Origin of the sequence: Halopseudomonas xiamenensis (assembly GCF_014219065.1) — a bacterium.
Classification (GTDB): Bacteria; Pseudomonadota; Gammaproteobacteria; order Pseudomonadales; family Pseudomonadaceae; genus Halopseudomonas; species Halopseudomonas xiamenensis.
The window spans coordinates 20,923-30,891 of the sequence record NZ_JACLGO010000039.1; the positions used below are offsets into that span (position 1 = coordinate 20,923).

General features: G+C 60.3%; 9 protein-coding genes and 2 tRNA genes. All 11 read left to right on the forward strand.

Translation table 11 applies throughout. From position 1 onward, the window contains the following. Positions 1 to 78 precede the first annotated feature (78 nt). The 11 genes from uvrB to H6X51_RS18650 all read left to right on the forward strand — a co-directional run bounded on the left by uvrB (position 79) and on the right by H6X51_RS18650 (position 9,856). Entirely contained in the window at positions 79 to 2,094 is a 2,016-nt protein-coding gene (gene uvrB / locus H6X51_RS18600) for an excinuclease ABC subunit UvrB (RefSeq protein WP_185268947.1), read from the forward strand. A gap of 123 nt (positions 2,095 to 2,217) precedes the next feature. After that, positions 2,218 to 2,294 (forward strand) — tRNA-Val (locus tag H6X51_RS18605). A gap of 104 nt (positions 2,295 to 2,398) precedes the next feature. Further along, positions 2,399 to 4,324 (forward strand): threonine--tRNA ligase, encoded by a 1,926-nt coding sequence (thrS, locus tag H6X51_RS18610; RefSeq protein ID WP_185268948.1) that lies wholly within the window; start codon positions 2,399 to 2,401, stop codon positions 4,322 to 4,324. Next, positions 4,321 to 4,872 (forward strand): translation initiation factor IF-3, encoded by a 552-nt coding sequence (infC, locus tag H6X51_RS18615; protein ID WP_185268953.1) that lies wholly within the window; start codon positions 4,321 to 4,323, stop codon positions 4,870 to 4,872. The genes thrS and infC overlap by 4 nt, the downstream gene beginning before the upstream one ends. Positions 4,873 to 4,932: 60 nt before the next feature. Beyond that, positions 4,933 to 5,127, forward strand: a complete 195-nt coding sequence (gene rpmI / locus H6X51_RS18620; RefSeq protein WP_185268949.1) for a 50S ribosomal protein L35 — start codon at positions 4,933 to 4,935, stop codon at positions 5,125 to 5,127. A gap of 21 nt (positions 5,128 to 5,148) precedes the next feature. Further along, positions 5,149 to 5,505, forward strand: a complete 357-nt coding sequence (rplT, locus tag H6X51_RS18625) for a 50S ribosomal protein L20 (protein ID WP_105645774.1) — start codon at positions 5,149 to 5,151, stop codon at positions 5,503 to 5,505. Positions 5,506 to 5,607: 102 nt separating this feature from the next. Next, on the forward strand, positions 5,608 to 6,624 hold the full coding sequence (gene pheS / locus H6X51_RS18630) for a phenylalanine--tRNA ligase subunit alpha (RefSeq protein WP_185268950.1): 1,017 nt from the start codon (positions 5,608 to 5,610) through the stop codon (positions 6,622 to 6,624). A gap of 37 nt (positions 6,625 to 6,661) precedes the next feature. Continuing rightward, positions 6,662 to 9,043: a phenylalanine--tRNA ligase subunit beta gene (gene pheT / locus H6X51_RS18635; RefSeq protein WP_185268951.1), complete on the forward strand. Its 2,382-nt coding sequence runs from the start codon at positions 6,662 to 6,664 to the stop codon at positions 9,041 to 9,043. A 10-nt stretch (positions 9,044 to 9,053) separates the two neighbouring features. Further along, positions 9,054 to 9,356, forward strand: coding sequence for an integration host factor subunit alpha (gene ihfA / locus H6X51_RS18640; RefSeq protein ID WP_044501071.1), 303 nt, complete (start codon positions 9,054 to 9,056; stop codon positions 9,354 to 9,356). Next, positions 9,337 to 9,696 (forward strand): MerR family transcriptional regulator, encoded by a 360-nt coding sequence (locus H6X51_RS18645; protein ID WP_105645778.1) that lies wholly within the window; start codon positions 9,337 to 9,339, stop codon positions 9,694 to 9,696. The genes ihfA and H6X51_RS18645 overlap by 20 nt, the downstream gene beginning before the upstream one ends. Before the next feature lie 83 nt (positions 9,697 to 9,779). Then, positions 9,780 to 9,856: transfer RNA gene (locus tag H6X51_RS18650), tRNA-Pro, on the forward strand. Positions 9,857 to 9,969 lie beyond the last annotated feature (113 nt).

Genomic DNA, 9,969 nt, shown 5'->3' on the forward strand with positions numbered 1-9,969 from the left:
AGTCCGCGTAGCCTACATGGCGGTTGACGGGCAGTGCTATGATGGAGGCTGTATTTCCATTCGCGGTGCCGTCCTGTCATGAGTCAATTCAATCTGCAAACCCGTTTCAAACCCGCCGGTGACCAGCCGGTTGCCATCGCGCAGCTGGTGGAGGGGCTGGAGGCCGGCTTGTCGCACCAGACGCTGCTCGGGGTGACTGGCTCAGGCAAGACCTTCACCATCGCCAACGTCATCCAGCAGGTGCAGCGGCCGGCAATCATCATGGCGCCGAACAAGACCCTGGCCGCGCAGCTGTATGGCGAATTCCGCGAGTTCTTCCCGAACAATGCGGTGGAATACTTCGTTTCCTATTACGACTATTATCAGCCGGAAGCCTACGTGCCGGCATCGGACACCTTCATCGAGAAGGATGCCTCGATCAACGATCATATCGAGCAGATGCGCCTGTCCGCGACCAAGGCGCTGATGGAGCGCCCCGATGCGATCATCGTCGCCACTGTCTCGGCCATCTATGGTCTGGGCGACCCGGAATCCTACCTGCGCATGGTGCTGCATATCGACCGGGGCGACATCATCGATCAGCGCACCATGCTGCGCCGGTTGGCCGAGCTGCAGTACACACGCAACGACATGGAGCTGTCCCGGGCCACCTACCGGGTGCGCGGCGATGTGATCGACGTCTACCCGGCGGAATCCGACCTGGAGGCGATCCGTATCGAGCTGTTCGACGATACGGTGGAGACGATCAGCTTTTTCGATCCCTTGACAGGTGAGGTTCTACGCAAGGTTCCGCGTGTAACTATCTATCCCAAATCACATTATGTGACGCCGCGTGAAAAGCTGCTGGAGGCCGTGGAGGAGATCAAGGTCGAACTCAAGGAGCGTCTGGAGGTGCTCAACAGCCAGAACAAGCTGGTCGAGGCCCAGCGCCTGGAGCAGCGTACCCGCTTCGATATGGAAATGATCATGGAGCTGGGCTACTGCAACGGCATCGAGAACTACTCGCGCTATCTGTCTGGGCGGCCGGAAGGCGAGCCGCCGCCCACGCTGTTCGACTACCTGCCGGCCAATGCGCTGCTGGTGATCGATGAGTCCCACGTATCGGTGCCGCAGGTCGGCGCCATGTACAAGGGCGACCGCTCACGCAAGGAGACACTGGTGGAATATGGCTTCCGCCTGCCGTCGGCGCTGGACAACCGACCCATGCGGTTCGACGAGTGGGAGGCGATCTCGCCGCAGACCATCTTCGTCTCGGCCACTCCCGGCCCCTACGAGGAGGCCCATGCCGGGCGCATCGTCGAGCAGGTGGTACGTCCGACCGGGCTGGTGGACCCACAGATCGAGGTGCGTCCGGCGACCAGCCAGGTCGATGACCTGCTGTCGGAGATCGGCCTGCGGGTCGGTCAGGGCGAGCGGGTGCTGGTCACCACGCTGACCAAGCGCATGGCCGAGGATCTGACCGACTACCTGGGGGATCACGGCGTGCGGGTGCGCTACCTGCATTCGGACATCGACACGGTGGAGCGCGTGGAGATTATCCGCGACCTGCGTATGGGGGTGTTCGATGTGCTGGTAGGCATTAACTTGTTGCGTGAAGGCCTTGATATGCCTGAGGTTTCACTTGTCGCCATCCTCGATGCAGACAAGGAAGGTTTCCTCCGCTCGGAGCGCTCGCTGATCCAGACCATCGGCCGGGCAGCGCGCAACCTGAACGGCAAGGCGATCCTCTATGCCGATCGCATGACTGGCTCGATGGAGCGGGCTATAGGCGAAACCGAACGGCGCCGCACCAAGCAGATCAGCTTCAACGAACAGCACGGCATCACCCCCAAGGGCGTGGTCAAGAGCGTGCAGGATATTCTCGAGGGCGCGGTGGTGCCCGGCAGTCGATCGAACAAACGGCGCCAATCGAAGGTGGCCGAGGACGGTGCGGGCTACCAGGTGCAGAAGCTGCGTTCGCCCTCGGAAATCACCAAGCGCATCCGTCAGTTGGAAGAGAAGATGTACCAGCATGCGCGTGATCTGGAGTTCGAGGCCGCGGCGCAGATGCGCGACGAGATCCAGCAGCTACGCCAGCAACTGGTAAATGCCTGAAGCAATCCATGGGGCCCAGGAGCCCGTTCCATGAGCAACGACCAGTCGCGGTCTTTTTGCATTTATTCAGTAACTTAGGGGTTGACGGCATCTGGGGCGGTGCGTATAGTTCGCCTCCATCGCAGGCACGTAGCTCAGTTGGTTAGAGCACCACCTTGACATGGTGGGGGTCGTTGGTTCGAATCCAATCGTGCCTACCAGATACAAAGCCCGACCATCCTGTGGTCGGGCTTTTTTGTTTCCGGTATTCATTTATTCCATCACGTGGCCTTGCGTAGCGGTCACCACTGAGAAGGAGCGGCACATGCCCATCGTTACTCTTCCTGACGGCAGTCAGCGCACATTCGATCATCCCGTAAGCGTAGCCGAAGTGGCTCAATCCATCGGTGCCGGCCTGGCCAAAGCGACGGTGGCAGGCAAGATCGATGGTCGCCTGGTTGATGCATGCGACATCATCGGTCAGGACGCCAGCCTGCAGATCATCACGCCGAAAGACGAAGAAGGCCTGGAGATCATCCGGCACTCCTGCGCCCACCTGGTCGGGCATGCGGTCAAGCAGCTGTATCCCACCGCGAAGATGGTGATCGGTCCTGTGATCGACGAAGGCTTCTATTACGACATCGCCTACGAGCGCCCCTTCACCCCGGAAGACATGGCCGCGATCGAGAAGCGCATGCGCGAGCTGATTGCCACCGAATACGACGTCATCAAGAAGATGACGCCGCGTGACGAGGTGATCCGGGTATTCACCGAACGGGGCGAGGACTACAAGCTGCGCCTGGTCGAGGACATGCCTGATGAAAAAACCATGGGCCTGTACTACCACGAAGAATACGTCGACATGTGCCGTGGCCCGCACGTGCCCAACACCCGCTTCCTCAAGGCTTTCCAGCTGACGCGTATTTCCGGCGCCTACTGGCGTGGTGATGCCAAGAACGAGCAGCTGCAGCGCATCTATGGCACCGCCTGGGCGGACAAGAAGCAGCTGGCGGCCTATATCAAGCGTATCGAGGAGGCCGAGAAGCGCGATCACCGCAAGATCGGCAAGCGCCTCAACCTGTTCCATACCCAGGAAGAGGCGCCAGGCATGGTGTTCTGGCATCCGAATGGCTGGACCGTATACCAGGTGCTCGAGCAGTACATGCGCAAGGTGCAGCGTGACGCTGGTTACCGCGAGATCAAGACCCCGCAGGTGGTCGATCGGGTGCTGTGGGAGCGTTCCGGGCACTGGGAGCACTACTCGGCGAACATGTTCACCACCGAGTCGGAAAGTCGTGACTACGCGATCAAGCCGATGAACTGCCCGTGCCATATCCAGGTGTTCAACCAGGGGCTGAAAAGCTACCGCGAACTGCCGCTGCGCCTGGCTGAATTCGGTTCCTGCCACCGCAACGAACCGTCCGGGTCGCTGCATGGCCTGATGCGCGTGCGTGGCTTTACCCAGGACGATGCGCACATTTTCTGTACCGACGAGCAGGTCAAGTCCGAGGCGGCCGACTTCATCGCCCTGACCCTGCAGGTGTACCGTGACTTTGGTTTCGATGATGTCGAGCTGAAGCTGTCGACCCGTCCGGAAGACCGCATGGGTGATGACGCCGACTGGGATCAGGCGGAGCGTGGGCTGGAAGAGGCGCTGAATGAAGCCGGTCTGAAATGGGATCTGCAGCCGGGCGAGGGCGCTTTCTATGGTCCGAAGATCGAATTCTCACTGCGTGACTGCCTCGGTCGGGTATGGCAGTGCGGTACCCTGCAGCTGGACTTCATGCTGCCGGGCCGCCTGGGCGCCCAGTATGTGGCCGAAGATGGCGCGCGCAAGACCCCGGTCATGCTGCACCGGGCGATCCTCGGTTCGTTCGAGCGTTTCATCGGTATCCTGATCGAGCACTACGCCGGTGATTTCCCGGCTTGGCTGGCGCCGACCCAGGTTGCGGTGCTGAATATCACCGACAACCAGGCACAATTCTGCCAGGAAGTGGAAAAAACGCTCAATGAAATGGGTTATCGCGCTGTTGCGGACTTGAGAAACGAGAAGATCGGCTTTAAAATCCGCGAGCATACTTTGCACAAGACTCCCTACCTGCTGGTAATCGGCGACCGGGAAGTCGAATCGCACACTGTGGCCGTGCGCACGCGGGAGGGTAAAGATCTGGGTACGATGACCATTGCCGAGTTCTCCGAGTTCCTTGCCCGCGCCGTCGCACAACGAGGCCGCCCGAATTCGGAGCAATAAAGATTAAACGCGAGATGAGACAAGACAAAAGAGCCGCACAACGCCCGCCGATCAACGAGAACATCACGGCGCGCGAAGTGCGCCTGATTGGCGCCGAAGGTGAACAAATCGGTATCGTGTCCATTCAGGAAGCACTGGCCGCCGCAGAGGAGGCCAAGCTCGACCTGGTTGAAATCTCCCCCGACGCAGAACCGCCTGTTTGCCGGATCATGGATTACGGCAAGCACATCTTCGAGAAGAAGAAACAGCAGGCTGCTGCGCGGAAGAATCAGAAGCAGATCCAGATCAAGGAAATCAAGTTTCGTCCAGGGACGGAGGAAGGGGACTATAAGGTCAAGCTTCGCAACCTTATTCGTTTCCTCAGTGAGGGTGACAAGGCCAAGGTATCCCTGCGATTCCGCGGTCGTGAAATGGCCCATCAGGAGCTGGGCATGGAGTTGTTGAAGCGGGTCGAAGCCGACCTCGCCGAATACGGCACCGTTGAACAGCACCCGAAGATGGAAGGTCGTCAATTGATGATGGTCCTCGCACCCAAGAAGAAAAAGTAATCTCCAGGGCAACGCCAGGCCTTGTGATTATCTTATCCACTCTATTTGGAGTACCTGAACATGGCAAAGATGAAAACCAAAAGCGGTGCCGCCAAGCGCTTTAAAGTGACTGGCAGTGGCATCAAGCACAAGCATGCTTTCAAGAGCCACATCCTGACCAAGATGACCACCAAGCGTAAGCGTCAACTGCGTGGGACTTCCCAGCTCAATGCTGCGGATACCCAGAAAGTTGAACGCATGTTGCGCCTCCGTTAATCAAGGTTGAGGAATTAGAGAATGGCTCGTGTTAAGCGTGGTGTAATGGCGCGCAAGCGTCACAAGAAAATTCTGAAACTCGCCAAAGGTTACTACGGTGCGCGTTCGCGTGTATTCCGGGTTGCCAAGCAGGCGGTCATCAAGGCAGGTCAGTACGCCTATCGTGACCGCAAGCAGCGCAAGCGTCAGTTCCGTGCTCTGTGGATCGCCCGTATCAACGCCGGTGCTCGTCAGAATGGCATGTCCTACAGCCGTCTGATCGCTGGTCTGAAAAAGTCGTCCATTGAAATCGACCGTAAGGTTCTGGCCGATCTGGCCGTGAACGAAAAAGCGGCGTTTACTGCGATTGTCGAAAAAGCAAAGGCTAGCCTGGCTTAAGCCCTCGTTACGACAATCACCGGCGTTCGCGCCGGTTGGCAACGTCATTAATAGGGGAAGAGCCTCATCGCTCTTCCCCTATTTTTGTTTCTGGAGTGTTAAATGGAAAACCTAGACGCGCTGGTCTCCCAGGCCCTGCAGGCCGTGCAGCAGGCGGCTGATGTCAATGCGCTGGAGCAGCTTCGCGTCCAGTATCTTGGCAAGAAGGGCGAGCTTACCCAGGTAATGAAGACCCTGGGCAACATGCCTGCCGAAGAACGCCCCAAGGTCGGGGCCATGGTCAATGAAGCCAAGGAACAGGTCCAGACCGCGCTCAATGCGCGCAAGAGTGCGATGGAAGCGGCAGCGCTGAATGCCAAGCTGGCCGCCGAACGGGTGGATGTCACCCTGCCGGGTCGTGGACAGGCGAGCGGTGGCCTGCATCCGGTCACCCGCACCATGGAGCGGATCGAAGAATTCTTTTCCCGCATCGGCTACGCCGTCGCGGAAGGCCCCGAGGTGGAAGATGATTATCACAACTTCGAGGCGCTGAACATTCCCGGCCATCATCCGGCCCGGGCAATGCACGACACTTTCTATTTCAATGCCAACACCCTGCTGCGCACGCACACCTCGCCGGTGCAGGTGCGTACCATGGAAAGCCAGGAACCGCCGATCCGTATCGTCTGTCCGGGCCGAGTGTATCGCTGCGATTCGGACCTGACCCATTCGCCGATGTTCCACCAGGTCGAAGGTCTGCTGGTCGATCGCGAGGTCAGCTTCGCCGATCTCAAGGGCACCATTGCCGAATTCCTGCAGGTGTTCTTCGAGAAGGACCTGAAGGTACGCTTCCGGCCATCGTTCTTCCCCTTCACCGAGCCGTCCGCCGAGGTGGATATCCAGTGCGTGATGTGCAGCGGCTGTGGTTGCCGGGTGTGCAAGCAGACCGGTTGGCTGGAGGTCATGGGTTGCGGCATGGTGCACCCCAACGTATTCCGCAGTTCGGGCATCGACCCGGAGAAATACCAGGGCTTCGCCTTCGGCATGGGCGTGGAGCGCCTGGCCATGTTGCGCTACGGCGTCAATGACCTGCGCCTGTTCTTCGACAATGACCTGCGCTTTCTTGCGCAGTTTCGCTGAACGCCGCAACCGCAACCTTTGATAGCAGGAAGAGAACATGAAATTCAGTGAACAGTGGCTGCGCAGCTGGGTGAACCCCGAGGTTTCCCGGGATGACCTGGTGGCACGCCTGTCCATGACCGGCCTGGAAGTGGATAGCGTCACTCCCGCCGCCGGTGAGTTCAGCGGCGTGGTGGTGGGCGAGATCCTCAGCGCCGAACAGCATCCCGATGCCGACAAGCTGCGCGTATGCCGCGTCAGTAACGGCAGTGAGGAGTTCCAGGTGGTCTGTGGCGCACCGAACGCCCGCGCCGGTATCAGGATTCCCTTCGCCATGGTCGGTGCCGTGCTCGGCGACGACTTCAAGATCAAGAAGGCCAAGCTGCGCGGGGTCGAGTCCTTCGGCATGCTGTGCTCGGCATCCGAGCTCAAGCTGTCGGATGATCATGACGGCCTGTTCGAGCTGCCCGCCGATGCGCCGGTCGGCCAGAGCCTGCGTGAGTATCTGGGGCTGGACGACGCCATTATCGAGGTCGACCTGACGCCCAACCGCGGCGACTGCCTGTCCATCGCCGGCCTGGCCCGCGAGGTGGGTGCCAACTACGCGGCCCCGGTCAGCCGTCCGCTGATCGAGCCGGTTGCCGCCAGTCACGATGAGACCCGCCCGGTGGAGCTGTTGGCTCCAGCGGCCTGTGCCCGCTATATCGGCCGTGTGGTGCGCAATGTCGACCTGTCCCGGTCCACGCCGCTGTGGATGGTCGAGCGCCTGCGCCGCAGCGATGTGCGCAGCATCGATCCGGTGGTGGATATCACCAACTACGTCATGCTCGAACTGGGCCAGCCGCTGCACGCCTTCGACCTGGCGCAGGTGCGCGGCGGCATTCGCGTGCGCATGGCCGAGGAGGGCGAGAAGCTGGTCCTGCTCGACGGCCAGGAAGTCAGCCTGCGCGGCGACACCCTGGTGATCGCCGACCACGAACGCCCGCTGGCCATGGCCGGGGTCATGGGCGGTGAGCATAGTGGCATCAGCGAAAGCACCACCGATCTGTTCCTGGAAAGCGCCTTCTTCGATCATATCGCCATCGCCGGCAAGGCCCGCAACTATGGCCTGCATACCGATGCCTCGCACCGTTACGAGCGCGGTGTCGACTGGCAACTGCAACGCGAGGCCATGGAGCGCCTGACCGCACTGATCCTGGAGATCGTTGGTGGTGAGGCGGGCCCGGTCATCGAAGCGGTGGATGAGCAGCATCTGCCGAAGGCGATCACCGTCACCCTGCGCCGCGAGCGCGTGACCCAGATGCTGGGGCTGGAAATCGACCCGGCGCAGATCGAGACTTATCTGCGTGGGCTGGAACTGGATGTCATCGCCAGTGGCGAGGGCGAGTGGCAGGTATCGGTACCCAGTCACCGTTTCGACATCAGCCTGGAGATCGACCTGATCGAAGAGCTGGCCCGGCTGTATGGCTACAATCGCCTGCCGGTCAGTGCGCCGAAGGCCTCCCTGAGCCTGACGGCAAAACCGGAAACCCGTGGCGAGTTGCCGATCCTGCGCCGTTTGCTGGTGGCGCGAGGCTACCAGGAAGCGATCACCTACAGCTTCGTCGAACCGGGGCTGAACAAGCTGTTCGACCCGCAGGTCGAGCCTCTGGCGCTGGCCAACCCCATTTCCAGCGACATGGGGGTCATGCGTACCTCACTGTGGCCGGGTCTGAGCAAGGCGGTACAGCACAACCAGAACCGCCAGCAGGCACGGGTACGCCTGTTCGAGAGTGGTCTGCGCTTCGTACCGCAAGCTGATGGTGAGTTGCTGCAGGAGCCCATGCTGTCGGGTATCGCCTGTGGTACCCGGCTGCCCGAAGGCTGGGCCAATGGTAGCGACAAGCTGGACTTCCATGACGTCAAGGGCGATGTCGAGGCGGTACTGGGGCAGGGCGGCGCGCTGGATGCCTTCCGCTTCGAGCCGGCCGAGCACCCGGCGCTGCACCCGGGGCAGACCGCACGTATCCTGCGTGATGGCGAGCTGGTGGGCTGGCTCGGCGCGCTGCACCCGCAGTTGATCGACCAACTGGATCTGCACGGCCCGGTATTCGTCTTCGAGCTGCGTCTTGCCGGCATCATCGAAGGGCGCCTGCCGCAATTCTCTGAACTCTCCCGCTTCCCGGAAGTCAGACGGGATATCGCAGTGCTGGTGAGCAAGACCGTGGTCGCCGGCGACCTGCTGACGGATATCCGCGAACAGGCGGGAGAGTTCCTCAAGAACCTCAGACTGTTTGACGTATATGAGGGGAAAGGCATTGATCCTGAAAGCAAAAGCCTGGCAATTGGCTTGACCTTGCAGCATTCATCGCGCACTCTTACTGACGATGAAGTGAATGCAGTGATGGACAAGGTGCTCGGCTCACTGGAGCAAAGGTTCAACGCCACGTTAAGGAAATAGGAAGTTGCACATGGGGGCTCTGACAAAAGCAGAAATGGCGGAACGTCTCTACGAGGAACTTGGCTTCAACAAGCGTGAGGCCAAGGAGCTGGTGGAACTGTTTTTCGAAGAGATCCGCAACGCGCTTGAGAACAACGAGCAGGTCAAGCTGTCGGGCTTCGGCAACTTCGACCTGCGCGACAAGCGCCAGCGCCCCGGCCGCAACCCCAAGACTGGCGAAGAGATCCCCATTACCGCCCGGCGCGTGGTCACCTTCCGCCCCGGACAGAAACTCAAGGCCCGAGTAGAAGCCTATGCTGGAACCCAGCCATAACAATGAACTGCCGGCAATCCCGGGCAAGCGCTACTTCACCATCGGTGAGGTCAGTGAACTGTGCGCGGTCAAGCCGCACGTACTGCGCTACTGGGAACAGGAATTCCCACAGCTGTCCCCGGTCAAGCGCCGTGGCAACCGCCGCTACTACCAGCGCCAGGACGTCCTGATGATCCGCCAGATCCGCTCCCTGCTGTACGACCAGGGCTTCACCATCGGCGGCGCCCGCCAGCGTCTGTCCGGCGACGAGGCCAAGGATGATGGCAGCCACTACAAGCAGCTGATCCGCCAGACCATTGCCGAACTGGAGGAAGTGCTGCAGGTGCTCAAGGCGAATTGACTGAGATATGAAAAAAACCTTTCGCATTTCAGTTAGTTAATGTATAGTTCGTCCCGCTTTGGCAGCAACTGCAAAGCATCAGTCGGGGCGTAGCGCAGCCTGGTAGCGCACTTGCATGGGGTGCAAGGGGTCGAGTGTTCGAATCACTCCGTCCCGACCAAATATCTCAACGACTTAGGCCAGTTCGGTAACGACTGGCCTTTTTCGTTGTGCGCCAGGCATGGCGCGTTGCGCGTTAGCGCAACCCGCTTGGCTGTGGTGGCCAAGCAGGTG

What these genes read in the sequence shown, in the direction of transcription:
- uvrB (WP_185268947.1), top strand. Translation starts at nt 79, where the DNA reads ATGAGTCAATTCAATCTGCAAACCCGTTTCAAACCCGCCGGTGACCAG.
- thrS (WP_185268948.1), top strand. Translation starts at nt 2,399, where the DNA reads ATGCCCATCGTTACTCTTCCTGACGGCAGTCAGCGCACATTCGATCAT.
- rpmI (WP_185268949.1), top strand. Translation starts at nt 4,933, where the DNA reads ATGGCAAAGATGAAAACCAAAAGCGGTGCCGCCAAGCGCTTTAAAGTG.
- rplT (WP_105645774.1), top strand. Translation starts at nt 5,149, where the DNA reads ATGGCTCGTGTTAAGCGTGGTGTAATGGCGCGCAAGCGTCACAAGAAA.
- pheS (WP_185268950.1), top strand. Translation starts at nt 5,608, where the DNA reads ATGGAAAACCTAGACGCGCTGGTCTCCCAGGCCCTGCAGGCCGTGCAG.
- pheT (WP_185268951.1), top strand. Translation starts at nt 6,662, where the DNA reads ATGAAATTCAGTGAACAGTGGCTGCGCAGCTGGGTGAACCCCGAGGTT.
- ihfA (WP_044501071.1), top strand. Translation starts at nt 9,054, where the DNA reads ATGGGGGCTCTGACAAAAGCAGAAATGGCGGAACGTCTCTACGAGGAA.
- H6X51_RS18645 (WP_105645778.1), top strand. Translation starts at nt 9,337, where the DNA reads ATGCTGGAACCCAGCCATAACAATGAACTGCCGGCAATCCCGGGCAAG.